Source organism: Mesorhizobium sp. P2_D6 (assembly GCF_056404315.1).
Genome location: NZ_JBFUEG010000004.1, coordinates 316,100 through 340,937 on the forward strand (window position 1 = coordinate 316,100; position 24,838 = coordinate 340,937).

Annotated in this window: 24 protein-coding genes and 2 pseudogenes; 12 read left to right on the forward strand and 14 right to left on the reverse strand. The window is 63.1% G+C overall.

The features are described from left to right. Window positions 1-130 precede the first annotated feature (130 nt). Entirely contained in the window at window positions 131-409 is a 279-nt protein-coding gene (locus AC1D1L_RS11150; protein ID WP_477341221.1) for a hypothetical protein, read from the forward strand. A 216-nt stretch (window positions 410-625) separates the two neighbouring features. On the opposite strand, the gene AC1D1L_RS11155 is transcribed toward AC1D1L_RS11150, so the two are convergent. Together AC1D1L_RS11155 and AC1D1L_RS11160 are read right to left on the reverse strand one after the other, a co-directional pair. Next, complete coding sequence (locus AC1D1L_RS11155; RefSeq protein ID WP_477341223.1) at window positions 626-2,200, reverse strand: alkaline phosphatase D family protein; 1,575 nt, start codon at window positions 2,198-2,200, stop codon at window positions 626-628. Between the two features lie 266 nt (window positions 2,201-2,466). Continuing rightward, window positions 2,467-3,750 carry an MFS transporter gene (locus AC1D1L_RS11160; RefSeq protein ID WP_477341225.1) on the reverse strand — a complete coding sequence of 428 codons (1,284 nt, stop codon included), beginning with the start codon at window positions 3,748-3,750 and terminating at the stop codon, window positions 2,467-2,469. A 73-nt stretch (window positions 3,751-3,823) separates the two neighbouring features. Here AC1D1L_RS11160 and AC1D1L_RS11165 point away from each other — a divergent pair, with 73 nt between their 5' ends. Both AC1D1L_RS11165 and AC1D1L_RS11170 read left to right on the forward strand, forming a co-directional pair. Then, the gene (locus AC1D1L_RS11165; protein WP_477341227.1) at window positions 3,824-4,441 is read left to right on the forward strand and encodes a TetR/AcrR family transcriptional regulator; all 618 of its coding nucleotides are present in this window, start codon (window positions 3,824-3,826) and stop codon (window positions 4,439-4,441) included. Window positions 4,442-4,905: 464 nt separating this feature from the next. Beyond that, the gene (locus AC1D1L_RS11170) at window positions 4,906-5,502 is read left to right on the forward strand and encodes a hypothetical protein (protein WP_477341229.1); all 597 of its coding nucleotides are present in this window, start codon (window positions 4,906-4,908) and stop codon (window positions 5,500-5,502) included. A 262-nt stretch (window positions 5,503-5,764) separates the two neighbouring features. Here AC1D1L_RS11170 and ppa read toward each other — a convergent pair whose 3' ends face one another. From ppa to AC1D1L_RS11205, 7 genes and pseudogenes are all read right to left on the reverse strand, one after another. Beyond that, window positions 5,765-6,298, reverse strand: a complete 534-nt coding sequence (gene ppa, locus AC1D1L_RS11175; RefSeq protein ID WP_477341231.1) for an inorganic diphosphatase — start codon at window positions 6,296-6,298, stop codon at window positions 5,765-5,767. A gap of 124 nt (window positions 6,299-6,422) precedes the next feature. Continuing rightward, window positions 6,423-6,929 carry a GNAT family N-acetyltransferase gene (locus tag AC1D1L_RS11180; protein ID WP_142869081.1) on the reverse strand — a complete coding sequence of 169 codons (507 nt, stop codon included), beginning with the start codon at window positions 6,927-6,929 and terminating at the stop codon, window positions 6,423-6,425. A 167-nt stretch (window positions 6,930-7,096) separates the two neighbouring features. Then, window positions 7,097-7,735: a TPM domain-containing protein gene (locus AC1D1L_RS11185; protein WP_477341233.1), complete on the reverse strand. Its 639-nt coding sequence runs from the start codon at window positions 7,733-7,735 to the stop codon at window positions 7,097-7,099. 5 nt (window positions 7,736-7,740) lie between these two features. Next, window positions 7,741-8,631, reverse strand: a complete 891-nt coding sequence (locus tag AC1D1L_RS11190) for a TPM domain-containing protein (protein ID WP_477341470.1) — start codon at window positions 8,629-8,631, stop codon at window positions 7,741-7,743. 54 nt (window positions 8,632-8,685) lie between these two features. After that, window positions 8,686-9,153, reverse strand: a pseudogene (locus tag AC1D1L_RS11195) (TPM domain-containing protein); the annotation flags it as partial. Window positions 9,154-9,202: 49 nt separating this feature from the next. After that, the gene (locus AC1D1L_RS11200) at window positions 9,203-10,012 is read right to left on the reverse strand and encodes a TPM domain-containing protein (protein ID WP_477341235.1); all 810 of its coding nucleotides are present in this window, start codon (window positions 10,010-10,012) and stop codon (window positions 9,203-9,205) included. 282 nt (window positions 10,013-10,294) lie between these two features. Then, window positions 10,295-10,927: a LemA family protein gene (locus AC1D1L_RS11205; RefSeq protein ID WP_477341237.1), complete on the reverse strand. Its 633-nt coding sequence runs from the start codon at window positions 10,925-10,927 to the stop codon at window positions 10,295-10,297. 150 nt (window positions 10,928-11,077) lie between these two features. On the opposite strand from AC1D1L_RS11205, the gene AC1D1L_RS11210 reads away from it, so the two are divergent. The 6 genes from AC1D1L_RS11210 (at window position 11,078) to AC1D1L_RS11235 (ending at window position 16,520) form a co-directional block, all read left to right on the forward strand. Next, window positions 11,078-11,329 carry a hypothetical protein gene (locus tag AC1D1L_RS11210; protein WP_203280706.1) on the forward strand — a complete coding sequence of 84 codons (252 nt, stop codon included), beginning with the start codon at window positions 11,078-11,080 and terminating at the stop codon, window positions 11,327-11,329. A gap of 108 nt (window positions 11,330-11,437) precedes the next feature. Continuing rightward, the gene (gene pdxY, locus AC1D1L_RS11215) at window positions 11,438-12,322 is read left to right on the forward strand and encodes a pyridoxal kinase PdxY (RefSeq protein WP_477341239.1); all 885 of its coding nucleotides are present in this window, start codon (window positions 11,438-11,440) and stop codon (window positions 12,320-12,322) included. Further along, entirely contained in the window at window positions 12,319-13,083 is a 765-nt protein-coding gene (locus AC1D1L_RS11220) for a DUF429 domain-containing protein (RefSeq protein WP_477341241.1), read from the forward strand. Before pdxY ends, AC1D1L_RS11220 begins: the two co-directional genes overlap by 4 nt. A 150-nt stretch (window positions 13,084-13,233) precedes the next feature. Beyond that, window positions 13,234-13,878 carry a carbonic anhydrase gene (locus AC1D1L_RS11225; protein WP_112561294.1) on the forward strand — a complete coding sequence of 215 codons (645 nt, stop codon included), beginning with the start codon at window positions 13,234-13,236 and terminating at the stop codon, window positions 13,876-13,878. 87 nt (window positions 13,879-13,965) lie between these two features. After that, complete coding sequence (locus AC1D1L_RS11230; protein WP_477341243.1) at window positions 13,966-14,379, forward strand: nuclear transport factor 2 family protein; 414 nt, start codon at window positions 13,966-13,968, stop codon at window positions 14,377-14,379. 86 nt (window positions 14,380-14,465) lie between these two features. After that, complete coding sequence (locus AC1D1L_RS11235; protein WP_477341245.1) at window positions 14,466-16,520, forward strand: M3 family metallopeptidase; 2,055 nt, start codon at window positions 14,466-14,468, stop codon at window positions 16,518-16,520. Window positions 16,521-16,666: 146 nt separating this feature from the next. Here the strand turns inward: AC1D1L_RS11235 and AC1D1L_RS11240 are convergent, their stop codons facing one another. From AC1D1L_RS11240 to AC1D1L_RS11255, 4 genes are all read right to left on the reverse strand, one after another. After that, window positions 16,667-18,163: a M81 family metallopeptidase gene (locus AC1D1L_RS11240; RefSeq protein ID WP_477341247.1), complete on the reverse strand. Its 1,497-nt coding sequence runs from the start codon at window positions 18,161-18,163 to the stop codon at window positions 16,667-16,669. Between the two features lie 20 nt (window positions 18,164-18,183). Beyond that, entirely contained in the window at window positions 18,184-19,008 is an 825-nt protein-coding gene (locus AC1D1L_RS11245; protein ID WP_477341249.1) for a carbohydrate ABC transporter permease, read from the reverse strand. Beyond that, window positions 19,005-19,874 (reverse strand): carbohydrate ABC transporter permease, encoded by an 870-nt coding sequence (locus tag AC1D1L_RS11250; protein ID WP_436262262.1) that lies wholly within the window; start codon window positions 19,872-19,874, stop codon window positions 19,005-19,007. The genes AC1D1L_RS11245 and AC1D1L_RS11250 overlap by 4 nt, the downstream gene beginning before the upstream one ends. 296 nt (window positions 19,875-20,170) lie before the next feature. After that, entirely contained in the window at window positions 20,171-21,403 is a 1,233-nt protein-coding gene (locus AC1D1L_RS11255) for an ABC transporter substrate-binding protein (RefSeq protein ID WP_477341252.1), read from the reverse strand. A gap of 177 nt (window positions 21,404-21,580) precedes the next feature. On the opposite strand from AC1D1L_RS11255, the gene AC1D1L_RS11260 reads away from it, so the two are divergent. From AC1D1L_RS11260 to AC1D1L_RS11270, 3 genes are read left to right on the forward strand one after another with little or no spacing between them, the layout of a single operon-like run. After that, complete coding sequence (locus tag AC1D1L_RS11260) at window positions 21,581-22,351, forward strand: SDR family oxidoreductase (RefSeq protein WP_477341254.1); 771 nt, start codon at window positions 21,581-21,583, stop codon at window positions 22,349-22,351. Window positions 22,352-22,353: 2 nt separating this feature from the next. Beyond that, a complete protein-coding gene (locus tag AC1D1L_RS11265; protein ID WP_477341256.1) occupies window positions 22,354-23,421 on the forward strand; it encodes an ABC transporter ATP-binding protein in 1,068 nt (355 codons plus the stop codon). A 50-nt stretch (window positions 23,422-23,471) separates the two neighbouring features. Beyond that, window positions 23,472-24,353, forward strand: a complete 882-nt coding sequence (locus tag AC1D1L_RS11270) for a MurR/RpiR family transcriptional regulator (RefSeq protein WP_112561284.1) — start codon at window positions 23,472-23,474, stop codon at window positions 24,351-24,353. Window positions 24,354-24,534: 181 nt separating this feature from the next. Here AC1D1L_RS11270 and AC1D1L_RS11275 read toward each other — a convergent pair. After that, a pseudogene (locus AC1D1L_RS11275) lies at window positions 24,535-24,837 on the reverse strand (DUF167 family protein); the annotation flags it as partial. Window position 24,838 lies beyond the last annotated feature (1 nt).

The following is a 24,838-nucleotide window of genomic DNA, read 5'->3' on the forward strand; positions in this document are numbered from 1 at the left end:
TACAGGGTTTTTCGCAATTGCGAAAGAGGAGGCGCATCACCAAATACTCATCAAATCTTAAGCATCTCGGTGTGAGATGGTTTTGTTAACCAAGGCGGGAACCTTTCGGGGCCTGGGCAGTTCGAAATTCATGACCGACAAACTCAACCGATTTTGGCCACTCATCGCTTCGGTCGCATTCGCTGCCCTGCTGGCGGCCAATGCCGCGCAATCGGCCGCGACGCTGAAGGAAGCCAATCCAGTCTCGTCCTCTGACCAGACGGCCGAGCAGTTGTTCGCCGACGCCCCTGATGGCGTCGACCCCGTGGTCACCGGCCCGGTCAGCGCCTCCTTCAAGCAGAGGCAGCAGGTTGCCGGCTGCGACAGCGCGGTTTGGCCAAAGATTCCGACGGTTTGCTATCCGGATTGACGGTTCCCACCTACTCCAAGCGTAGCGATCCGTCACACCCCCCCTCTGCCCTGCCGGGCATCTCCCCCGCATGGGGGGAGATCAGATGCCGCGTCGGCTTTCGCCAATCGTCAACGCGGAAGAACCTGCGCCAGCGGCAGAACTGCTAATCTCCCCCCTTGCGGGGGAGATGTCCGGCAGGACAGAGGGGGGTGCTGTCCTGCCGACCTATCCAGCCTACGCCGACCGCACCGGATCGAGCGTCACCTTGTAGAGCTCGTTATCATCGCGATCCATCAGCCGCACCGTCAGCTGCTCGGTCGCCCCTGAAATATCGACCAGCCCGAAGAACTGGAGCCCGGCCGAGGGCGGCAGGTTCTGGCCCTGTTCGGCGGTCGGCGCCTTGATGAATTTCAGTTCCGGCCCAAAGGTCATGTCGAAATCGTTGGGGCCGAACGTGCCGGCATGGATCGGGCCGGAGACGAATTCCCAGAACGGGTTGAAGTCTTGGAACTGCGCCTTGTCGGGGTTGTAATAGTGCGCGGCCGTGTAATGCACGTCGGCCGTCAGCCACACTGTGTTGGTGATGCCGGCGTTCTTGATGTAGCGCAGCAGGTCGGCGATCTCGAGCTCGCGGCCCTTGGGCAGGCCGTTGTCACCATTGCTGACGGCTTCCGCGCCGACCTTCTTGGTGCCGTCGTCCCAGACGACGAGGCCAAGCGGCATGTCGGCGGCGATGATCTTCCAGGTCGCCTTGGAGTTGGCCAGTTCGCGCTTCAGCCATTTGGTCTGCTGTTCGCCGAGTATACGGGACTCCGGCGTCATGGTGTCCTGCATGTCCGGGCCGTTGGGGCCGCGATAGGAGCGCATGTCGAGGAAGAACACGTCGAGCAGCGGCCCATGGGATATCTTGCGATAGACGCGGCCCGGCTCCGACGGTTCGTAGCGGATCGTCGTCATCTCATGGAAGGCGCGCGCCGCACGCGCCGCCAGCACATGGATGGATTTTTCGGTGTAGCGGTTGTCTGCGCTCAGATCCTTCGAATCCGACCAGTTGTTCAGCACCTCGTGGTCGTCCCACTGGTAGAAGGTCGGGCAGATGGCGCTCAGGGCGAGAACGTTCTTGTCCATCATGTTGTACTTCCACTGGTCGCGGTACTCGTCCAGCGTCTCGGCCACCTTGCGCTTGCCGTCGATGAGGACGACGTTCTTCCATTTGCCGCCGCCAGGCAGGTCGACCTCATCCTTCATGGCGCCATCGGCATAGATCGTGTCGCCGGAATGCAGGAAGAAGTCGGGCGTGTGCTTGGCGATGGTGGCGTAGGTCTTCATGCCGGTCTGGTCGATGCCCCAGCCTTGGCCGGCGGTGTCGCCCGACCAGGCGAATTTGATGTCGCGCTTCGAGGCGGGTGCAGTGCGGAAGCGCCCGACGATCGGCTCGGAAACGACATTGATGTCGGCGAGGTCGGCGGCCGTCATGCGGTAGAAGATGTCCTGGTCGGCAGCCAAGTCGGTGAGCAGCCGCTTGACCGTAAAGTCGCTGGCCGGCGAGGTATCGAGCGGCGCCAGCCGGATGGCGTTGGCGAAATTCTCGGTCGACGACACTTCGAACATGACGCGCGAGGGTCGATCGGTGCGCGTCCACACCATGCCGCTCGAGGCATCGACATCGCCGGACTGGACACCATGGGTAAAGGCCGGGCGCTGGCTGGCGCGCGAATAGTAGGGCAAAGCGAGGCCCGATGCGCCGAGCAGACCCGCAGCGCTCGCTGAGGTGACGAAAGCGCGGCGGGTCAACGAGATCTTGTTCATGGCTGTCTCCTGATGGCTTGAACGTCCGCCACCAGCGTCCAGCCTCAATGTTTCAGCCGCATCTCGGAAAGATGAAGTTTTGATAACAATGGACAGGTGATCTCCCCCCTTGAGGGGGAGATGTCGCCAAAGGCGACAGAGGGGGTCGCCGCGCGTAGAGCGCTGACCTCCTCCTTCGCCGCAAGGACGCCGAGCCCGGTCGGACCGACCCCCTCTGGCCGCTTCGCGGCCATCTCCCCCTCGAGGGGGGAGATCAGCACCGCACCTCAAGCCACCTGCGGCTCCGGGTCGAAGGCCGGCCGGCTCGTATTGATCAGCAGCGACAGACACGCCGCCACAATCGCCGTCATGCCGGCAATCAGGAAGGCCAGTTCGTAATTGCCCTGCAATTCCCGCATGGTGCCGCCAAAGGCAGCGGCAGCGGCGGCGCCCACCTGATGGCCGGCGACGATCCAGCCGAAGACGATGGGTCCGCTGCGGTCGCCAAAGGCTTCGTTGGCGAGCCTGAGCGTCGGCGGCACGGTGGCGATCCAGTCGAGACCGTAGAGCACGGCAAAGATGATCAGGCTGGTCGCCGAGAAGCCGGAATAGGGCAGGTAAATCAACGACAGGCCGCGAATGCCATAGTAGACACCGAGCAGCTTGCGCGGGTCGAAACGGTCGGTGAGCCAACCCGACAGCGTCGTGCCGATCAGGTCGAAAATGCCCATCATCGACAAAAGGCCGGCCGCCTGCACCTCACCAATGCCCATATCGCCGCAAAAGGAGATCAGATGGGTGCCGACCAGCCCGTTGGTGGTGAATCCGCAGACGAAGAAGGTGGCGAACAGATACCAGAATACCCTGGTTCCCGCGGCGCGGCGCAGCGTGTTGAGCGTATGCCCCAGGAAATTGCCTTGCGAGGCCGGCGACACCGGCGGCACGTCATCGGCCTCGGCGCCATAGCGCACCATGCCGATGGAAGCGGGACGCTCCGGCACCAGCAGCCAGACCAGCGGCAGCAGACAGGCGGTGGCGACAGAGACGGCGATGGCGACCGGCTGCCAGCCGCCCGACTGGGCGAGCGAGGCGAGCAGCGGCAGGAACACCAGCAAGCCAGTGGCGCTGGAGGCTGACATCAGCCCCATGACAAGACCGCGATTGGTCTTGAACCAGCGATTGACGATGGTGGCGCCGAGCACGGTGGCAACAGCACCGGAGCCGATGCCGGAAAACACCCCCCAGGTGATGAACAGGTGCCAGGGCTCGGTCATCAGCAGGCTGAGCGCGGTCGAGCCCGACATGATCACCAGCGAGGCCAGCAGCGTACGGCGCAGGCCGATACGCTCCATCAATGCGGCGGCGAACGGCCCGGTCAGGCCATAGAGGAAGATGCCGATAGCGGCGGCAACCGACACGGTATCGCGCCCCCAGCCGAAGCTTTTGTCCAGAGGCAGCATCATCACGGAGGGCGCAGAACGAAGCCCGGCCGCGATCAGCAGGCAGAGGAAGATGACGCCGACCACGACGAAAGCGTAGCGCTGGCCAAAGGGACGGGATTGAGCTATCATGTTACTGACCGGTACGTTGCAGGGCGAGGAGATGTATACGTACCGATCGGTAACACGTCAACCGAGTCACATGATGCCAACGGACAAAAATATTGAACTGACCATCAATGACGGTCATGCAGCGCCGCCGCCCAAGGCTGCCAAGAAGATCCTCGACGTCGCCTACGACCTGTTTTACCGGCGCGGCATCCGGGCGATCGGCGTCGACGAGATCGTCAAGCGCGCCGGCGTCACCAAGCCCAGCCTCTACCGCAGCTTTCCCTCCAAGGACGAGCTCGCCGCTTCGTATCTCAGGCAATATGACCGTGAATATTGGGAGCGTTTCGACGAAGCCGTGGCCGCTCATCCCGGCAACCCGCGCGCGCAGATCAGTGCCTTCCTGACCCGCGTCGGCAAGCGTACGCAAAGACCGGACTATCGCGGCTGCGGTATGACCAACGCGGCGGTGGAATACCCGGAACACGGCCATCCGGCACGCGTCGTCAGCGAAGCCAACAAGCAGGAACTGCGCCGCCGCTTGCGCGAAATGGCGGCAACGATGGGTGCACAAGCCCCTGACACGCTCGGCGACGGCCTGCTGCTTTTGATCGAGGGCGCCTACATCAGCGGCCAGCTGTTCGGCCTCGGCGGCCCGGCGGCATCGGTAGCCCGCAACGCCGACCTGCTGATTGAGGCGAGCTTGAAGAAATAACATTTTCGAGCGTTGTCGCCGCCCCGAGGGGCGCTCCCATCACCGATTTCGCCAATCACCAACGTTGCAAGAGTTTCGCCGGGGCGCGCCCAGCCTCTTTCTCCCCGTTCACGGCAGGGCAATCGCATATGGATTCTTACGAAGAGGGACCCCCACCCTAACCCTCCCCACAAGGGGGAGGGAACGCTGCCGCGCCCCCTGTTTATCTCCGCCCCTGCATCCAGACCTCAATAATTTGCCGAGATCAGCGCCAGCAGGGTCTCCCTCCCCCTTGTGGGGAGGGATTAAGGGTGGGGGTAAGTGCCAGGCAAACATCTCAGAAAATGTCATATGCGATTGCCCTGCCGTTCACGGGGAGAAATGCCCGGCAGGCAATGAGGGGCGGCGCCAACCCCTGATAGCGCACGCTAGGCCTGTCGAAAATTTGACGATAGGCTGGAACGAACTCCACGGGAGACGTCCACATGCGCACCCTGCTGCTTGTCCCCTTTGCCCTTGCCGGCCTCTGCCAGGCAGCCCATGCCGACGGCATATCCAGCGCCTACACCGACCTCGATTCGCAAAAGGACTGCGTCACCTATGCGCAGGCCGAGGAAGGCGATGGCGACTGGGCTGAACTCGCCTGCTCCGGCTATCGCGGCTATCCCGTGCTGATCGCCTATGACGATGCCCGTGAATCACTGTTTTACGGATTTCCGCCCGGCGGCGAGATGACCTCGGTCTGGGAGAGCTTTTCCGGATTCAATTCGTCCGGCGCCAAGGTCGAATGGCGCATCGAGAGCAAGGGCGACGTCGCCGTTCCTTTCGCCGTCATCCACCGCCGCTCGATCAGTAATCCCGAGGATGAGAACAAGCCGACCGAAGTGCTGCTCGTCGCCAAGGTCGCCCAGATGGAAGCCCGCGATGGCTGCACCATCGGCCTGGTGCTCGCCACCGGCAACCCGCAGGCCAACGACCAGGCACGCAAACTGGCTGACGAAAAGGCCAAGAGTTTCGCCTGCGGCAAGGACAAGCACACCGTCATTGGCGATGTGCCGGCGTTTGGTAGGGTGGATAACTAAGGGCCGTTCGCGTTGGAACGCCCCCTTATGCAGTGTCGTCGGTTCGTGCTGCCCCTCATTGTCCTGCCGGACATTTCTCCCCGTATAGTGACGGGGAGAAAGACGCTGTCATCGCAGCTTTCGCCAATTACACACGTTGCAGAATGAGAAGCCGAGGGCCGGGCTACTCCCTTCTCCCCGTCACTACACGGGGAGAAGGTGCCGGCAGGCGGATGAGGGGCGGCGCCGTGCTTAGCGGCGCTCGCACCCCCAGCGTCGCCGCCTACTTCGCCGCCTTCGCCCGCGCGATCGCGTCGATAATCATCTTCTTGGCATATTTGGAATCGTGCCAGCCTTCGATCTTGACCCATTTACCGGGTTCGAGATCCTTGTAGTGCTCGAAGAAGTGCTGCACCTGGTCACGGGTGATCTCGGGCAGCTGCGTGTATTCGGTGACGTTTTCATAGCGCAGCGTCAGCTTCGGCGACGGCACGGCGATGATCTTCTCGTCCTGGCCGGCATTGTCTTCCATGATCAAGACGCCGATCGGCCGCACATTGATGACGCAGCCCGGCACCAGCGCGCGAGTGTTGCAGACCAGAACGTCGATTGGGTCGCCATCGCCCGACAGCGTGTGCGGCACGAAGCCGTAGTTGCCGGGGTAACGCATCGAAGTGTGCAGGAAGCGGTCGACGAACAGCGTGCCGGCCTCCTTGTCCATCTCGTATTTGATCGGCTCGCCGCCGATCGGCACCTCGATGATGACGTTGACGTCCTCAGGCGGGTTCTTTCCGCTGGCAATGGCCTCAATGCGCATGGCTCAAATCCCTCTCTCGATTTTCCCAGATCGATAGCGGGCGGAGCGCAATGGCGCAATGCGGCGATTGGTACGCAGCGCTCATGGAAGCGCACAGTTTATGATGATTTGTAACCGAGACCCGTTATTCCCAGACGAAGGCGACCTTTTTCAGCGCCCTCTGCTCGAAAATCTCGACGCCCTCGGCAACATCGCGGCCGCCGGCGCCGGCATAGAAGGCCAGCGCGTTCTGGTTGTCTTCCAGCGCCCACACCACCATGCCTTTCAGCCCGTGGTCGGCAAGCCGTGCCCGCGCCGCCTTGAACAGCCGGCTGCCGAGCCCGATGCCCTGATACTCCGGACGCAAATAAAGCTCGTAGATCTCGCCCTGCTGGCGAAGTTCGCGGGCGCGGTTCTTGCCGATCGTGGCGTAGCCGGCAATGGTGCCGCCGATCTCGACCACCAGCACCGTGGCAGCGCGACGAATCGCATTCGCCCACCAGTCGGCGCCACGACGGTTGATCATCGAGGTCAGCGAGCGATGCGGGATGATGCCGGAATAGGCGCCCTCCCAAGCCTGCTGGTGCACGTCGGCGATGGCGCCAGCGTCGCGTGGTTCTGCCTTCCTGATGTCGATGCTCAGCGTATTCATGATTTGTTAACCATAAACCCGCATCGGCCATTTGCAAGAGTCGAGGCCAACTCGCCAACCGCTTTCTCACAGCCGACCACGACACTGGTGACATCGGGCCAGAGCCGGCTTGAAAACGCGCGCTGCCGAGGCGGTAAACGGTCGTCAGGGTAGCGTTTGCAGGCTTTTCAGATCTCGACCAGATGGTCGTCCAACTCATTGGCGTCGCCCGATGTAACCGGGAAATGCTCGGCCAGCACCGCGCCGACCTGCTCGATCGCCTTGACGAAGCCGTCGGCGAGCCGGTCGTCGCCGGCATGCTGCGTAAGGTCGCGGATGACACCGTCCCAGACATGCTGGCCGACCTTGCTGTTGATGCCCGAGTCGGCGACCACTTCGGCATAGCGCTCGGCGATCGACACGAAGACCAGCACGCCGGTGCGCGCCGTGGTGCGATGGACGTTACGGGCGAGGAACTGCCTGAGCGCATTGTCATGTGCTGCCTGGTAACGCTGCCGGCGCGGCACCAGATGGATGCGCAAAGCGGGCAGCGCCCATAACAGCACCAGCACCGAGGCCAGCGCCAGCAGCTGTACAATGACGAAATGCGGCAGCCGGATCGACAGCCACCAGGCTTCCAGCCCATAGGCGACGGCGAGACTGACGATCAGCATGCCGGATGTCGCCATGAAGGCGGCCGGAAAGAAATAGCCGTCGCTGGCATGCGCGACGACGCAGTAGATCTCGCCGTCGGTTTTCGATTCGGCGGCGCGGATCGCGGTGGCGATGCGCTCATGGTCCTGCGGGCTGATCGGTCGTGTTGCCATGTCTCTCACCAGCTCCCTGAAGACCCGCCACCGCCGGACGAACCGCCGCCACCTGAAAACCCACCGCCGCTGCTTGAGCCCGACGACCAGCTGCTGCCCGAACTTCCTGACGACCATCCACTGCCCGAGGACCAGCCCGACGACGAACTCGTTGTCCAGCTGCTTGAACCCGAAGACGATCCCCTCGGTCCCTGGCCATAGCGAAAAGTCATGCCCAGCCATTTATACACGCCCGGTGACAGCTTGGTGCCGAAGATCGGCGGCAGGAAGGCCATCGCCAGGCCGCCGAAGAACATCGTCGCCCACAGGATCAGGAAGATCGCGACGATGGGATCGATGGGCGTACTGTTGTCGGCCGGATTGCGCTTGCCGCGCGCTTCCAGCTCTTCGGGATTGCCTTCCAGCACCATGACCATGTCGTCGACGGCTTTGGAAATGCCGCCGGAGAAATCGCCGGCACGAAAAGCCGGCACCATATCGTTTTCGATGATCAGTTTTGTGTGCAAATCGGTCAGCGTGCCTTCCAGCCCATAACCGACCTCGATGCGCATCTTGTGGTCGTTCGGCGCCACCAGCAAAAGCACGCCATTGTTCTCGCCGACCTGGCCGAGCTTCCAGAAGCGGAACAGCCGGTTGGCGTAGGGCTCGATCTCCTCTCCGTCGAGACTGTTGATCGTTGCCACCACGATCTGGTCGGAGCCCTTTGTCTCGAAGTCGGCCAGTTTCTGGGTCAGCGCCGCCTCGGTCGCGGGGTCGATGATACCGGCATCGTCGACGACGCGACCGGTGAGCGCCGGCAACTCCGCCGCCATGGCGGCAAAGCCGAAGATCAACACCGCCAGGGCAAACAACGCACCGGCGGTGAAACGCCCGGAGGGGCTGATGATGGGCATCATCATATCGACACCGCCGCCAACGCTTCCGGATTGCCCTCAAGCGCCATGACTGTCCTCGAGCACCTTGATGATGTCGTCGACGGCCTTGGAAAGGCCACCGGAGAAATCGCCGACGCGGAAGGCCGGCACCATGTCGTTTTCAATGATCCGTGTGGCGTGCGAATTGGTCAGCGCGCCCTCCAGCCCATCGCCGACCTCGATGCGCATCTCGCGGTCGTTCCTGGCCACCAGCAGAAGCACGCCATTGTTCTTGCCCGCCTGGCCGAGCTGCCAGAAGTTGAACAGCCGGTTGGCGTAAGGTTCGATCTCCTCGCCGCCGAGGCTGGGAACCGTGGCGACGACGATCTGGTCGGAGCCTTTGGTCTCGAAATCCGCCAGCTTCTGCGTCAGCGCCGCCTCGGTCGCGGCGTCGATGATGTCGGCATTGTCGACGACACGACCCGTGAGTGCGGGCAACTCCGCAGCCAGCGCTGTGAAGCCGACGAGCAGCACCGCCAAGCCCAGCAAGGCAGCGCCGGTCATTGCGACGAGACGGCCATGCCAGGAACTGATGATGCGTGCGTTCATCTCGTCACCAGCTTCCCGAGGAGCCGCCGCCGCCGGACGAACCGCCACCGCCTGAAAAGCCGCCACCACCGCTTGAACCCGACGACCAGCCGCCGCCCGAACTGCCCGAAGACCAGCGGCTGCTGGATGATCGCCGGCCTGGCTCGAAAGTCATGCCCAGCCAGCGGTAGCGGCCGGGGCCAAGTTTCTTGCCGAAGATCGGCGGCAGGATGGAGGCCGCCATGCTGCCGAAGAAGATGATCGCCCAGATGCTGATGAAGACGGTGAAGAACAGATTGTCCATGTCGATGGGCGGTTGCTCATTGCGCTTTCCGCGCGCCTCCAGTTCTTCCGGATTGCCTTCCAGCACCATCACCATGTCGTCGACGGCTTTGGAAAGCCCGCCGGAGAAATCGCCGGCGCGAAACGCCGGCACCATGTCGTTTTCGATGATCAGCCTGGTGTGCAGGTCGGTGAGCGTGCCTTCCAGCCCATAGCCGACCTCGATGCGCATCTTGCGGTCGTTCGGCGCCACCAGAAGCAGCACGCCATTGTTTTCCTTCGCCTGGCCGAGCTTCCAGAAGCGGAACAGCCGGTTGGCATAGGGTTCGATCTCCTCGCCGTCGAGGCTTGGGATAGTGGCGACGACGATCTGATCGGAGCCTTTTGTCTCGAAGTCGGCGAGTTTTTGGGTGAGTGCCGCCTCGGTCGCCGCATCGATGATGCCGGCATTGTCGACGACGCGACCGGTGAGCACCGGGAGATCGGCGGCGAAGGCGGTGAAGGGGAGGAAAAACAGGGCAAGCAAGACGCCGACGAAGGCGCTCCGGCACACCCCCCTCTGGCCTGCCGGCCATCTCCCCCGCAAGGGGGGAGATTGGCTGTCATCACCGGCAGCTACCTTTCTGCAACGCCGAAAATTGGCGAAAGCGACAAAGCTGCCGATCTCCCCCCTTGCAGGGGGTGAGGAGCGGTCCGCGCAGCGGACGGAAAGCCAATTGCTTGGCTTTCCGAGCGACGAACGCCCGGAGCGGCAGCGAAGGGCCGGGGCCGGCAGGACAGAGGGGGGTGTGAAGGAATACAAGGCCGAAAATGACCAAGCTTGCCAACCGATCGCTTATCCGCCCTGCTTCGTGCCGAAATCGACCTTCGGCGGCTGCATCTTGTCTTCTTCGACGGTGAAGTTGGCGAAGGGCTCGTTGCTGCGGAACCAGAAGGTTGCCCACAGCACCGAGGGGAAGGTCCTCAGTGTCAGATTGTAGTCCTTGACCGCCAGGATGTAGTCGCGCCGCGCCACTGCAATGCGGTTCTCTGTGCCTTCGAGCTGCGCCTGCAGCGCCAGGAAATTCTGATTGGCCTTGAGGTCGGGATAGGCCTCGGACACCGCGATCAGCCGCGACAGCGCACTGGTTAGCCCTGCCTGGGCATCCTGGAACTTCTTGAGGGCTTCGGGATCCTTCAGCGTTTCCGGCGTCACCGTGATCTGCGTCGCCTTGGCGCGCGCTTCGACCACCGCGTCGAGCGTGTCCTTTTCATGCGCCGCATAGCCCTTGACCGTCTCGACCAGGTTCGGGATCAGGTCGGAACGGCGCTGGTACTGGTTCAGCACCTCGCTCCAGGCTGCCTTGGCGTTTTCCTCCGCCGTCGGGATGGTGTTGTAGCCGCAGCCGGCAAGCAGCGGCAGCACAATGGCCATCATCAGCACGGCCGGCAGGTTGCGGAATGGGAAGGCAAGGCGCTGGGCAAACATAATGTGGTCCCTCGACAGAAGTTGCACGCGAAGCATTAGCACAATCTGCGCTCAAGAAAATGTCTGCGGCTGGCGCGCGCGCATGCGCTCGCGAGGCCCTGTGATTGACCGCGCGAACACGGTAAGGTCGCCGGCAAACAGGACAGGATCATGGCGCAACGCCAAGACGATGACAGCGAATCGCGCCGCATTATCGAGCGCGTGGCAAACGAGAGCGGCCCGGGCGGGACGTCGTTCATCGCGCGTGCCGCGAAAGGCGCGCGCGATCACGTCACCGCCGCCGAGGCCGACCGCTCCGATCCGATCGAGGTCTGGGGCACCCGCATTGGCCGAACGCTTGGGCTCATCGTCGCCCTCGGCCTTTTGATCTGGCTGGTGTATTTCGTCTCCCGGGGCAGCTAGAGCATGATCCCGAAAAGTGGGAACCGGTTTTCGGAAAAGATCATGCTCCAACAAAGAGATAGATTAGGATGACGATTCAACGAAACGTTATCCCGATCTAGGAATTCCATGAACAGCGAAAAAGCCGACGCGCCGCGCGCGGTCATCGTCATTTCCAGCCATGTCGCCCGCGGCTCGGTCGGCAACCGCGCCGCCGTGTTTGCGCTGGAAACGCTGGGCTTCCCGGTGTGGGCGGTGCCGACGGTCATCCTGCCTTGGCATCCCGGCCATGGGCGGGCCACGCGCATTGTGCCGCCGCTCGACCAGTTCAAGGCGCTGATGGCCGATCTCGAGCGCGCGCCCTGGCTGGGCGAGGTCGGCGCCGTGCTGTCAGGCTATCTCGGCGAGGCCGGCCAGGCCGAGGCCGTCGCTTCGCTGGTTGCTGCGGTCAAGGCGAAGACGCCGGACGCGGTCTATATATGTGACCCGGTGATGGGCGATTCCGGCGGGCTCTACGTACCCGAGCCGACGGCCGCCGGCATGCGCGACCGGCTGATGCCGATCGCGGATATCGCCACCCCCAACCGCTTCGAGCTGGAGTGGATGGCCGGCGCGCCCTTGCCCGATCTGAAATCGGTCATTGCAGCTGCCCTTCATGCCGGACCACGCACCATGCTGGTGACGTCAGCGCCGTCGATGATGACCGGCGGCACCGGCAATCTGCTGCTCGACGGCAGCCAGGCGCTGCTGGCCGAACACCGCCTCATCGACAAGCCGCCGAATGGGCTGGGTGACCTCACGGCTGCCGTCTACCTCGCCCGCATCCTGTCGGGACAGCCGCCGATCAAGGCGCTGCAGTCGACCACGGCCGCCGTCTATGAGATCCTAGCACGCACAGCCAAGCGCGGCGGCGACGAACTGCAGCTCGAAACCGATGCGCAAAGCCTGTCGCACCCGATGGCGATGGTGCAGATGCGCCATCTCACACACCCAGGGCGGGACCGCCGGGCGTGACATCCGGTGTGCTCGTCGGCGTCGACGGCTGCAAGGCCGGCTGGATCGCCGTCCGCCGCGATCTGGATGCCGCACCGTCAGCCTCTGTCTTTCCAAGCTTCGCAGAACTGCTCGACGCCTTGCCGACCGATGCGATCGTGGCTGTCGATATGCCGATCGGCCTGCCTGACTTCTCGCAAAGAGGCGGGCGCGGACCGGAAGCACTGGTGCGGTCGCTGCTCGGGCAGCGCCAGTCCAGCGTCTTCTCTATCCCTTCCCGCGCTGCCCTTTACGCCGACATCAGCGACTTCACCACGGTTGAGGCCTGGTATGAAGCGCATCGCCGCGCCAGCGACGTGGCCAAGACGACCTCCGATCCGCCGCGCGGCGTCTCGATCCAGGCTTTCGGCATCTTTGCCAAGATCCGCGAGATCGACGCGCTGCTGATTGCGCGCCCCGAGCTGCGCACCCGCGTCTACGAATCGCATCCGGAAGTCGCCTTCTGCCGGCTGAACAGTGAAAAGGCGATGACGCTGCCGAAGAAGATCAAGGGCGCAGTCAACCCGGCCGGCATGGAAGAGCGCAAGGCGCTGCTGTGCCGACACGGCTATGTCAGAGCCTTTCTCGATCAGAAGCCGCCGACAGGGGCTGCCGCCGACGATTTCCTCGACGCGGCAGTGATGATGCTGATCGCCGGACGCCTCGCCAGCGGCAAGGCAAGACCGTTTCCCGACCCGCCGCTTGCCGACCGTTTCGGCATTCCCGTCGCCATTTGGGCGTAAGGCAGGCCGCGACCCATGCGTGCCGCATGGCGATTTGCGACGGAGTCATCCGCAATTCGGCATTGCCCGCGACGGGCATTTGCCGTTAGAGGCTTTCTCAACTGAAAACGAGCTGCCGTCTCCAACCCGGAAAGGCTCCGTCCTCCGCCCATGCCCCACCTCCCCGAACACCTTCTCAACGGCTATCGCAACTTCATGAACGGCCGCTATCTCACCGAGAGCGGACGCTATCGTGAGCTCGCCCGCGAGGGGCAGTCGCCCGAAACCATGATCGTTGCCTGCTGCGATTCCCGCGCCGCCCCCGAAGCGATCTTCGACGCCGGCCCCGGCGAACTCTTCGTGTTGCGCAATGTCGGCAATCTGGTGCCCCCCTATGCGCCGGATGGTGAGTTCCACTCGACTTCCGCCGCGCTCGAATTCGCCGTGCAGAGCCTGAAGGTGAAAAACATCGTGGTGATGGGCCATGGCCGCTGCGGCGGCATCCGCGCCGCGCTCGATCCCAATTCGGCGCCGCTGTCGCCCGGCGACTTTATCGGCAAATGGATGAGCCTGATCGCGCCGGCGGCCGAGACCGTGTCGTCCAGCACCTTCATGACGGCGACCGAACGGCAGACGGCGCTCGAGCGCATTTCCATCCGCTATTCGATTGCCAATCTGAGGACTTTCCCTTGCGTTTCGATCCTCGAAGGCAAGGGACGGCTGGCGCTGCACGGCGCCTGGTTCGACATTTCGACCGGCGAACTCTGGGTGATGAACAAGGACACCGGCGACTTCGAGCGGCCGGATTTGACATAGATCATGATCCCGAACCGAAGGTCCGCGCCAGCGAAAAGTGGGCACCGGTTTTCGGATAAGATCATGGTCAAATAAGAGGAGGCAGCCATGCGGAATCGCCATTCGATCGTTTTCGCCGTGGTGGCGCTGCTCTTCTCGCTCACCCCTGCCCGCGCCGATGACGGCGCCATCATCGACCGTTGGTATTCGGCGCTGCTGGTTGCCGATCGCACCGAACTGTCGGATCTGCTCGCCGACGATGTCCGCATCAAGCTCGACGATCTCGGCGTCGTGCAGTCGAAACAGGAATTCATCGCTTCAATCGACGAATGGAAGGGTGCGGTCGCCGGCGCCGCGATCCGGCATCGCATCGAAAAAAGCGAGGCCGGCATCACCACGGTCATCGCCTGCTACGATTTTCCCAACAATGACATGCTGATGCAGGAGACGTTTGCGGTCACCGGCAACCGCATCACCGCCAGTTCGCAAGCGGCGATCGCGGAAAATTGCGACGGCTTCTGACGCCAGCTTGAACGGTCGCGCTGTTGCGCAGCGCCAGGCATCGCCCTACATCGGTCAGCAAGCCCGCCAATCATAGAAAGATCCCCATGCCGTCCACGAAAACCGTCGACCTCGCCGCCCATCCGCTGACCAAATGGCAAGGGCCGCTCGGCCTGCCGGATTTCGCCAACATCGGCGACGGCGATTTCTCCGCAGTGTTCGACGCAGCGCTGAAGGCGCATGAGGCCGAGATCGATGCCATTGCCGGCAACAAGGATGCGCCGACCATCGACAACACGCTGGCAGCACTTGAGCTTGCTGGCGAGCCGCTCGATCATGTCTCGTCGATCTTCTGGTGCCGGGCCGGCGCTCACACCAACGACGCGATCCAGGCGCTGGAGCGCGAGATTTCGCCAAAGATGTCGAGGCATTTCTCGGCGATCTCGATGAACGAGAAGCTGTTTGCCCGCATCGACGATCTCTACCAGCGCCGCGAAACGCTCAAACTGGACGCCGAGACGCTGCGCGTGCTGGAAAAGACCTGGAAAGGCTTTGTCCGCTCCGGCGCCAAGCTCGACGCCGACGGCAAGAAGCGGTTGGCCAACATCAGCGAGGAACTGTCCTCGCTTGGCACCACTTTTGGCCAGAACGTGCTGGCCGACGAGCGCGACTGGGCGCTGTTCCTCGACGAGGCCGATCTCGCCGGCCTGCCGGACTTCGTGAAGAGCTCGATGGCCGAGGCGGCCGAGACGCGCGGCCAGAAGGGCCGCTACGCCGTTACTTTGTCGCGCTCGATCTATGAGCCGTTCACCACCTTCTCCGAGCGCCGCGACCTGCGCGAAACCGCCTTCCGCGCCTTCACCATGCGCGGCCAGAATGGCGGCGCCAGCGACAACACGTCAGTGGTGCGCGACATGCTGAAATTGCGCGCCGAGAAGGCAAAGCTGCTCGGCTACGGCTCTTTCGCCGCGCTGAAGCTCGACGACACCATGGCCAAGACGCCGAAGGCCGTGCACGATTTGCTCGACCCGGTGTGGGGGAAGGCGCTGGAGAAGGCGTCCGCCGACCAGAAGGAACTGGAACGGCTGGCGACCGAAGCCGGCAGCAACGAAAAATTCGCCGCCTGGGACTGGCGCTTCTACCAGGAGAAGCTGCGCACGGAAAAATACGCCTTCGACGAGGCGGAGCTGAAGCCATACCTGCAGCTCGACCTCGTCATCGACGCCTGTTTCGACGTTGCGACCAAACTGTTCGGCATCACCTTCGAGGAGAAGAGGGGCATTGCCGCCTGGCATCCCGACGCACGCACCTTCGTAGTGAAGAACGCCGATGGCAGCGAGCGGGGCCTGTTTCTTGCCGACTATTTCGCCCGCTCCTCCAAGCGTTCCGGCGCCTGGATGAGCGCGCTGAAGTCCGGCTATAAGCTCGGTAACGGGTCGAAGCCGGTGATCTACAACATCATGAATTTCGCCAAGCCGCCGGCCGGCGAAGCCGCCCTTCTGTCGGTCGATGAGGCCAAGACCCTGTTCCACGAATTCGGCCATGCGCTGCACGGCATGCTGACCGACGTCACCTGGCCGTCCGTGGCGGGCACTTCGGTCAGCCGCGATTTCGTCGAACTGCCCTCGCAGCTCTACGAGCATTGGCTGACGGTGCCGGCGGTGCTGGAAAAGCATGCGCTGCATGTGAAAACCGGCAAGCCGATGCCGAAGGCGCTGCTCGACAAGATGCTGGCCGCCCGCACCTTCGGCGCCGGCTTCGCCACGGTCGAGTTCACGGCGTCGGCGCTGATCGACATGGCCTATCACGCGCGCTCGGATGCGCCGGACCAGCCGCTTCAATTCGAGGCCGAAACGCTGGAGAAGCTACACATGCCTGACACCATCGCCATGCGCCACCGCACCCCGCATTTCGGCCATGTCTTCTCAGGCGACGGTTATTCAGCCGGCTACTATTCCTACATGTGGTCGGAAGTGCTCGATGCCGATGCCTTCGCCGCCTTCGAGGAAACCGGAGACCCCTTCAACCCGGCGCTGGCCGAACGGCTGCGGAAGAACATCTACGCCGCCGGTGGCTCGCAGGACCCGGAAGAGCTGTACACGGCGTTTCGTGGCAAGATGCCGTCGCCGGAGGCGATGATGGTGAAGCGCGGGTTGGTGTAGCGCAGTTAATCTCCCCCTTGAGGGGGAGATGGCCGCAAAGCGGCCAGAGGGGGTCGGTCCGACCGGGCGCGCCCCTCATCTTCGGCGCAGGGGTTAGCGCTTCACGCGAGGCGACCCCCTCTGTCGCCTGCGGCGACATCTCCCCCTCAAGGGGGGAGATTACCGGCCTCGTCCTTCCAAGGATCTGTCACCCTCGGCCACACCGGCCGCGTCAGCTTCCTGTAATCCGTCATCGCCGGATTGCTCGGGTACGAGCTCGGCGCCGAGACATAAATAATCTCCGCCGCGATCGGTTCGAAGCCGGCGTAGAAATGGTTGGTCGACTTGATCAGCAAGATATCCTTGCTCATCGGATCGACGCCGATGTTGAAGAAAATATCCGGCTCGAAGGTTTGCGTGCGGTTGGTGTTGAGGATGATGTCGATTTCGGTACCTTCGATGCGCACCAGCGCCGTCGGCCCGAGCGTCACCCGGCTCGGCCCGAAACTCTGCCAGCCCTCCGGAACGACTTTCAGCACCTTGACGCGCGCGTCGATCGGCTCGCCGGCCAACGGGCCGGCCTTGCCGCCGAAGCGCAGGTCGATGACGGCGCCCTCGCCGGCAGCCTGGCAGAAGGTGACGGCAATCGGGTCCCAGATCGTCGCCACGCCGACATTGTCGATGCCGCGTGCCAGCATGGCGCGCAGCACGATGGTGCCGTCGCCGGCAACACCGCCGCCGGGATTGTCCCATATGTCCGCGATGACCACCGGTCTATCCGGGTTTTCCTTGCGCACAGCCAGCGCCCGCGCAATGCCGTCCTCGGTGTTCAGCATCGTCATCGCGGTCTTCTCGCGCATGGCGTAGAGTTCACGCCCCAAGCGCTCCGCCAGCGCATCGCCCTTGGCCTTGTCATTGTTGGTGACGACGAGGATGCGCGTGCCCATCTCCGGCACATCCGCCGCCATGAAGCCATGGATGACCGAGACCGACAGCACGCCGTCCTTGCCATGCAGCGCCTTGATGCGGTCGACAAAGGAGCGCATCGGCTCGCGGCTGGTCGGCAGCACCTGGATCATGCGGCAGTCGAAGGTCGAGATCACAGGCCTGATCTCGCCGCGCGCGGCAGCCAACCCAAGCTCGACGACATGCTCGCCGCGCTCGTAGAAATCGGTGTGCGGGAATTCGAGGAAGTAGGCCATGATGTTTGACGCCGCGACGCGCTTCGGCGTCAGATGGCTGTGCGGATCGAGCTCCACCGCGATCACCACATCCGGCCCGACCATTGCGCGGACTCGGTCCAGCAGATCGCCTTCGCAATCGTCATAGCCTTGCGCGACCATGGCGCCATGCAGGCCAAGAATGACGGCATCGACAGGCAAGGCGGCCTGCAACTGACCGAGGATCTCGTCGCGCAACGCCTCATAGGTCTGGCGTTGCACCAGGCCGCCCGGCTCTGCCCAGGTGGCGGTGCCTTCGATGACGGTCAGCCCATCCTTGGCTGCACGCCGGCGCAGCGCGACCATTGGCGACGAGCACAAGGTCGGCGTGTCCGGATGCTTGCCCGGGCCGGCATAGAACGCCATCTCGAACGACGCCCGGTCGGTCGGCACCGGCGAGAAAGTGTTGGTTTCCGTCGCCAGCGAGGCGGTGAAGATACGCATGGAAGCTCCGTAGTGTCAGGCTATTTGACCGCCCCGAGCGCCAGCCCTCTGACGAGATAGCGCTGCAGCCAGATGAACAGGATCGCCACCGGCAGGGTCGCCAGCAGCGTCGCCGCCATCACATGGTGCCATTCGATCGAGTAGCGGCCGGCGACCAGCGAGAACACCTGGATCGGCAGCGTGTAGCTCTCCTGGCTGCGCAGCATGGTGAGTGCGACGACGAACTCGTTCCAGGCATTGATGAAGGTGAAGATGGCGGTGACCGCGATCGCCGGCAGGCAGAGCGGCAGGAACACTTTTCGCAGTGTCAGCCAGCGGCCGGCGCCTTCCATCCAGGCGGCTTCCTCGAGATCGCGCGGAATGGTGTCGAAATAGCTCTGCAGCATCCACACGGTGAAGGCGACGTTGAAGGCCATATAGATGACGCCGAGCGCGGTCGTTGATTCGATCAGCCCCCAGGCTGCCATCAGCCGGAACAGGCCGAGCACCAGCACGATCGGCGAGATCATCTGCGAGATCAGCAGGAACTGGCGGAAGGCGCCATAGCCGGCAAAGCGAAACCGTGACATGGCGTAAGCGGCCGGCACCGAGATCAGGATGGCGCCGGCCGTGGCGATGACCGAGACATAGAGCGAATTGGCCAGCGCCTGGCCAAAGCCGGTCGCCACCCACATGTCGGCAAAATTCGACCAGTGGAATTCGCTCGGCCACCAGGTCGGCGACAACACTTCCTGCCTTGGCTTGACCGCGGTCAAAAACATCACCGCGAACGGAAAGATCGTCACTACGAGCAGCGGCGAAAGCAGCAGCCAGGCGATGATCGTGCGCTTCAGCTTTGGCGTCATGCGCGTTGCTCCCGCATGGCGAGGCGCACATAGATCATGGTGAAGATCAAAAGGATGGCGAACATCAGCAGCGACACCGCCGACGCTTCGCCCAGCTTGCCGATGCGGAAAGCCAGTTTGTAGAGATGGGTGACCAATATGTCGGTGGAATTGGCCGGCCCGCCCTGCGTCATCACCCAGATGATCGGGAACGAGTTGAAGACGTAGATGGTGTTGAGCACGATGGCGATGTTGATGAACGGTTTCAGCAGCGGAAAGGTGATCTCGCGGAATTGCTGCAGCGGCGTGGCACCCTCCAGCGCCGCCGCCTCATAGAGATCGTCGGGGATTGACGACAGGCCGCCGAGGAAGATCGTCGTCGTGAACGGCACCGTCACCAATATGCCGATCAGCACCTGCATCGGAAAGGCGGTCTCAGCACGCGCCAGCCATTGGATGTTCTCATGGATCAGGCCGAGCCCGATCAGCGCCGAGTTCAGCATGCCGCTTTCGCCGTTGAGTGCCCAGCGCCAGACCACTGCCGTCATCGTCAGCGACACCGCCCAGGGCAGCATGATGATGACGCGGGCAATGCCGCGGCCATAGAAATCGGTGTTGAGGACCATCGCCACCGGCACCGACAAAAGCAGCGCACCACCGACAACCAGCAGCGTCCACAGGCCAGTGCGCCAGAGCGCCGCCAGGAAATCGGGATCGGCGAGGAAGGCGGCGTAGTTGGCGAAATTGTTGAAGTCGCGCAACTGGCCGAAGCGGCTGACATCATGCGTTGAGATCTGGATCAGGTCCCAGACCGGCCAGAAGATAACCACCGCCGCCAGCAGCAGGCTGGGCAAGGTCAGCATATAGGGCAGGAAGCGATTTTGCATCGGCCGGTTTTGTACCGTGTTTGGACATCAGTGGCGCTGGCATCCCAGCTCGGATCAATCTTGCATATCGTTCTAGAGCAGCGCTTCAGGATTTGAGTTTCCTGCAGACGTTTGCGCTGCCCCGGTCTCATTGTTGGAGGTGCGTCAGCCCTTTCTCCCCGTCACTATACGGGGAGAAATGCCCGGCAGGGCAATGAGGGGCGGCGCTGACATCGACGATCTGTCCTTCGTCCGAAGGCTGGAAGATTTGGCGCGCCCCGATCTCTAGGGGCGCGCCGGGCGCAGGGAGACACGCCCTATTTCTTCAGCACCGCGTTGGCCTTATCAGCCGCTTCCTTCAGGCCTGCCTCGGGGTCGCCGCCAAGATAGATTTTCTGCATGGCATCCGAGGTAATCTGGGCGACTTCTTCCCAGCCCGGAATGACCGGCGCGAAGCGGGCATCGGGCAGCAGTGCGGTGAAGGCGGCCAGATCGGCATTGTTGACGTAGTAGTCCATCTTGGCCTCTTCCTTGTTCACCGGCAGGAAGCCTTCGCCCTGGGTGAACTTGGCGCGCTGTTCGGTGGTGAACAGGAAATCCAGCAGCTTCCAGGCCTCATCCTTGTTCTTGGAATTCTTGAACATGATGATGGAATCCGTGACGCCGTAGGTGCCGCGCGCGCCGGTTGGGCCGGCCGGAATCGCCGCCACCCCATACTTGAGATTTGGCGCCTCGTCCCTGATCTGGTTGGACAGGAAGGGTGCCGTGATCATCATCCCGACCTTGCCCTGCTTGAACAGGTTCTGCACGTCCTCGCGGTTGTTGGAGGTGACGCCCGGCTCGGTCAGCCCCTCGTCGATCATCGACTTGTAAAGCTTGGCGGCTTCGAGCGCACCCGGCGTGCTCAAACCGGAAGTGCCGTCCTTGTTGAGGATCTCGGTGCCTTGCGACCACATCGCATAGTAGTAGTAGACGTCGGTCTCGATCTCCTTGCCCTGCAAACCGAAGCCGAACGTGCCGGTGCCCAGCGCCTTGATCTTGCGCGCGTCTTCCTGCAGTTCGGTCCAGGTCTCCGGCGGCTTGGCGATGCCGGCCTTCTCGAACAATTCCTTGTTGTAGTACAAGGCGCGCGCCGAAGCCGCGATCGGCAGGCCGTAGGTCTTGCCCTCCATGATCGACGGCGACAGGAAAGTGTCGATGAAGCGGCCCTTGAAGTCGGGCGTGATGTAGCCGTCGAGCGACTCGGCGACATCCTGCTGGACGAAGTCGATCAGCCAGCGCGTGCCGATGATCGACAGGTCCGCATTGGTGCCGGCGGTGATGTCGGTGGTCAGCTTCTGCAGCAGCACTTCCCACGGCACCACTTCGAACTTGACGGTGATGCCGGGATTGGCGGCTTCGAATTCCTTCTTCACCGCTTCGAAATACGGCCCGGTCTTGGCGCTGTATTCGGCGACGGTGACACGCACTTCGCCGGCGTCCGCCTGCGCCGTCAGCGCCAGCATGCTCATTCCGGCCATCAGGCCTATGGTCCATTTCGCAAGCGTCATATGATCTCTCCCATTGATTGGCGCCTGCGCACTTGCGGCTTTCAGGCGGCCTCGGCTTGATGTGACTTTCCTACATTATCCATCATTTCGCGCTGCGCAAGCAGATTATCCTGTTGCTTAATTACATTTCTTAAAATAGCGTTTTGCGACTATCGTAGACCCAGGGAGACGCGCAGGGTGGTTTCAAAGGCCGAATTTGCAGGTAAGACTGTGCTGGTCACCGGCGCCGGCGGGGGCCTCGGCTCGGCCATCGTGGCGCTTCTGGCGGAGCGCGGCGCACGGGTCGTCGGCTGCGACCAATCGGAAGATCAACTCGGCAGCCCGCATCTGACCTCGCGCTACGTCTTCGACCTGCTCGACCGGGCTTCCATCGAGGTGGCGATACCAGCGATCCTCGAGAAAGACGGCGTTCCCGACATCCTGATCAACAATGCCGGCTGGACGCGTGCCGAGACGCTTGCCGCGCTGACCCCCGACAAGATCGAGCACGAGCTCGACCTCAATCTGGCCGGGGTGATGCTGTTCGCCGATCCGCTGATCAAGGCGATGGCGGCGCGTGGTTCGGGCAACGTGGTTTTCATCTCCTCGGTCAATGCGATTTCCCATTTCGGCAACCCGGCCTATGCCGCGGCCAAGGCCGGCATCAACGCCTATGCCAAAGCGGTCGCGGTGGAGCTCGGCCGCAGCGGCCTGCGCGCCAATGTCGTCTGCCCTGGTTCGATCCGCACCGCTGCCTGGGACCATCGCCTGGCCAAGAACCCGGATATTCTCGGCAAGCTGCAGCGGCTCTATCCGCTCGGCCGCATCGTCGATGCCACGGAAGTGGCCGAAGCGGTGGCCTTCCTTGCCTCGGAGCGCGCATCGGGCATAACGGGGGCGGTGGTGCCGGTGGACGCTGGACTGACCGCCGGCTTCTTGCCCTTCATCGACGACATATTGGGAGCCTGACCATGACCGATGTCGAGTTCCGCGACCTGTCGAAATCCTTCGGGCGACACAAGATCCTCGAGAACATCAGCCTCGACATCAAAAGTGGCGAGTTCGTCGTGCTGGTCGGCCCGTCCGGCTGCGGCAAGTCGACCTTGCTGCGTATGCTGGCGGGACTGGAGCCGATCACCTCGGGCGACCTTCTGATCGGCGGCGTGCGCGCCAACGATTTGCCGCCTCAGCGGCGCAATATTGCGATGGTGTTCCAGTCCTATGCGCTGTTCCCGCACCTGAAGGCGGCAGACAATATCGGCTTCGGTCCAAAGATTCGCGGCGAGGCGCGCCCTGCCATCGATGAGAAGGTCAAGAAGGCGTCGGGCATCCTCAACCTGTTCTCCTATCTCGACCGCTACCCCCGGGAGCTGTCGGGCGGCCAGCGCCAGCGCGTCGCCATGGGCCGCGCCATCGTGCGCGAACCTTCGGTGTTCCTGTTCGACGAGCCGCTCAGCAACCTCGACGCTCAGCTGCGCGTGCAGATGCGCACCGAGATCAAGGCGCTGCACCAGCGGCTGAAATCGACCATTGTCTATGTCACCCACGACCAGATCGAGGCCATGACCATGGCCGATCGCATCGTGGTGATGGACCGCGGCGAGATCCAGCAGGTCGGCGCGCCGCTGGAGCTTTACGACCGTCCCGCCAACAAATTCGTCGCCTCTTTCATCGGCTCACCGTCGATGAGCTTCGTGTCCGGCGCGCTGAAGACCACGCCCGAGAAAAGCTGGTTCGAGTCGGCCGGCGGCGGGCGGCTGGCGCTCGGCGGCAAGACGGTACCGGCGGGCAGCACGGTCGAGGCCGGCATAAGGCCCGAACACTTCGTCATCGGCGAGGCTGTCGACGCGATGGCGATCAAGGTCGATGTCGTCGAGCCGACCGGCTCGGAAACCCATGTCTATGGCGCCATCGGTGCGGATACGGTCCGTGCCGTGTTCCGCGACCGAATACAGGTCAAGCCGGGTGAAATGCTGCCGGTCTCCGTCGCGCCGGGCAACATCCATCTGTTCGACAAGGCCACGGGCCTGCCGCTATGAAAGCGCCGGTATGAAAACGAAAATCCAGGGATGAAGACGACAACCCAGAAATGAAAACGCCGGCCGACATCATCACGCGCCTGCAGCTGATGCTGCAGGATGGTACCAAATCGGACCGCCGGCTGGCCGGCCTCGTGCTGACCGATCTCGATTTCGCCTCCAAGGCGGCAATCTCCGAGATCGCCGCACGTGTCGGCGTCAGCGAGCCGACGGTCACCCGCTTCTGCCGCAATCTCGGCTGCGAGGGCTTGCGCGACTTTAAATTCTATCTGGCGCAGGCCATCGCCATTGGCGGCCAGTATCTGTCGCCCGAGCCGCTCAGCCGCGATGCGCGCGAGCAGCGCATCGCCTCAGCCATCACCGAAGCGGCAATTGCCGCCATCCAGCGTGCCAGCGAAAACCTCGACATGAAGACGCTGGTGGGCGTCGCCGCGCGCATCGTCAATTCAGGCAATGTGCTGTGCATTGGCTCCGGCGGCATTTCCTCGATGATGGCGACCGAGATGCAGAACCGGCTATTTCGGCTGGGCGTGCCGGTGCTGGCGCAGATCGACGGGCAATTGCAGCGCATGTATGCCGCGGTCGCCACATCAGAGACGACGCTGATCGCCTTTTCGGTGTCCGGCTATGCGCGCTCGGTCATCGATGCGGTCCAGGTTGCCCAGCAATATGGCGCCACCACCATCGCCATCACCCCGCCGGACTCAGCACTCGCCAAAGCCGCCGACACGGTCATCCAGTTCCAGTCGCTGGAAGACGGCAACATCTACAAGCCGACCTCGTCGCGCTATGCGTTGCTGTCGATCGTCGACATGATCGTCACTTCGGTCGCCGAGACGCGCGGACCCAGGGTTCTCGAAAACCTGCGCCGCATCAAGCAGAGCGTGAACACGCTGAAGGTCGATGATCCGAAGCTGCCGCTGGGGGATTGAGAGCGACGCAGAAGCTGCCAATCTCCCCCCTCGTGGGGGTTGAGGAGCGGTCCGCATTGCGGACGCAAAGCCAATTGCTTGGCTTTGCGAGCGACGAAAGCCGGCAGGACAGAGGGGGGCGCTGTCCTTCCGACAGATCAAGGGTGTACATGCCGCAACGCTGGATCTTCGATCCGCCGCTGAGCGTTTCAACGCGCAGCGCCAGCACAGCCGGATCACCCGCGACACGCAGTGTCTTCAGCCGTGAAGTACCTCCACCGACAACCGACACGGTCGATGCAGGCACACCGAGCGCCTTACCAATCAGCCGCTCCAGCGCGGCGTTGGCCGCACCATTCTCCGGCACGGCGCGCACGCGCGCCTTCAAATAGCTTCGCCCGTCCGCCGATATTTCGACGCCTTCAAGCCTGTCCGCGGAAGACTTCGGCGTCAGCCGGACGAACAGGTCGATGCCATTCTCGCGGGTACGAAAAGGCGCGCTCAAG

Coding starts and splice junctions, on each gene's coding strand:
- AC1D1L_RS11230 (WP_477341243.1), top strand. CDS start 13,966: ATGCGGAATCGCCATTCGATCGTTTTCGCCGTGGTGGCGCTGCTCTTC.
- AC1D1L_RS11265 (WP_477341256.1), top strand. CDS start 22,354: ATGACCGATGTCGAGTTCCGCGACCTGTCGAAATCCTTCGGGCGACAC.
- AC1D1L_RS11190 (WP_477341470.1), bottom strand. CDS start 8,631: ATGATGCCCATCATCAGCCCCTCCGGGCGTTTCACCGCCGGTGCGTTG.
- AC1D1L_RS11185 (WP_477341233.1), bottom strand. CDS start 7,735: ATGGCAACACGACCGATCAGCCCGCAGGACCATGAGCGCATCGCCACC.
- pdxY (WP_477341239.1), top strand. CDS start 11,438: ATGAACAGCGAAAAAGCCGACGCGCCGCGCGCGGTCATCGTCATTTCC.
- AC1D1L_RS11250 (WP_436262262.1), bottom strand. CDS start 19,874: ATGCAAAATCGCTTCCTGCCCTATATGCTGACCTTGCCCAGCCTGCTG.
- AC1D1L_RS11255 (WP_477341252.1), bottom strand. CDS start 21,403: ATGACGCTTGCGAAATGGACCATAGGCCTGATGGCCGGAATGAGCATG.
- AC1D1L_RS11225 (WP_112561294.1), top strand. CDS start 13,234: ATGCCCCACCTCCCCGAACACCTTCTCAACGGCTATCGCAACTTCATG.
- AC1D1L_RS11210 (WP_203280706.1), top strand. CDS start 11,078: ATGGCGCAACGCCAAGACGATGACAGCGAATCGCGCCGCATTATCGAG.
- AC1D1L_RS11150 (WP_477341221.1), top strand. CDS start 131: ATGACCGACAAACTCAACCGATTTTGGCCACTCATCGCTTCGGTCGCA.
- AC1D1L_RS11170 (WP_477341229.1), top strand. CDS start 4,906: ATGCGCACCCTGCTGCTTGTCCCCTTTGCCCTTGCCGGCCTCTGCCAG.
- AC1D1L_RS11205 (WP_477341237.1), bottom strand. CDS start 10,927: ATGTTTGCCCAGCGCCTTGCCTTCCCATTCCGCAACCTGCCGGCCGTG.
- ppa (WP_477341231.1), bottom strand. CDS start 6,298: ATGCGCATTGAGGCCATTGCCAGCGGAAAGAACCCGCCTGAGGACGTC.
- AC1D1L_RS11240 (WP_477341247.1), bottom strand. CDS start 18,163: ATGCGTATCTTCACCGCCTCGCTGGCGACGGAAACCAACACTTTCTCG.
- AC1D1L_RS11235 (WP_477341245.1), top strand. CDS start 14,466: ATGCCGTCCACGAAAACCGTCGACCTCGCCGCCCATCCGCTGACCAAA.
- AC1D1L_RS11180 (WP_142869081.1), bottom strand. CDS start 6,929: ATGAATACGCTGAGCATCGACATCAGGAAGGCAGAACCACGCGACGCT.
- AC1D1L_RS11165 (WP_477341227.1), top strand. CDS start 3,824: ATGCCAACGGACAAAAATATTGAACTGACCATCAATGACGGTCATGCA.
- AC1D1L_RS11160 (WP_477341225.1), bottom strand. CDS start 3,750: ATGATAGCTCAATCCCGTCCCTTTGGCCAGCGCTACGCTTTCGTCGTG.
- AC1D1L_RS11245 (WP_477341249.1), bottom strand. CDS start 19,008: ATGACGCCAAAGCTGAAGCGCACGATCATCGCCTGGCTGCTGCTTTCG.
- AC1D1L_RS11155 (WP_477341223.1), bottom strand. CDS start 2,200: ATGAACAAGATCTCGTTGACCCGCCGCGCTTTCGTCACCTCAGCGAGC.
- AC1D1L_RS11270 (WP_112561284.1), top strand. CDS start 23,472: ATGAAAACGCCGGCCGACATCATCACGCGCCTGCAGCTGATGCTGCAG.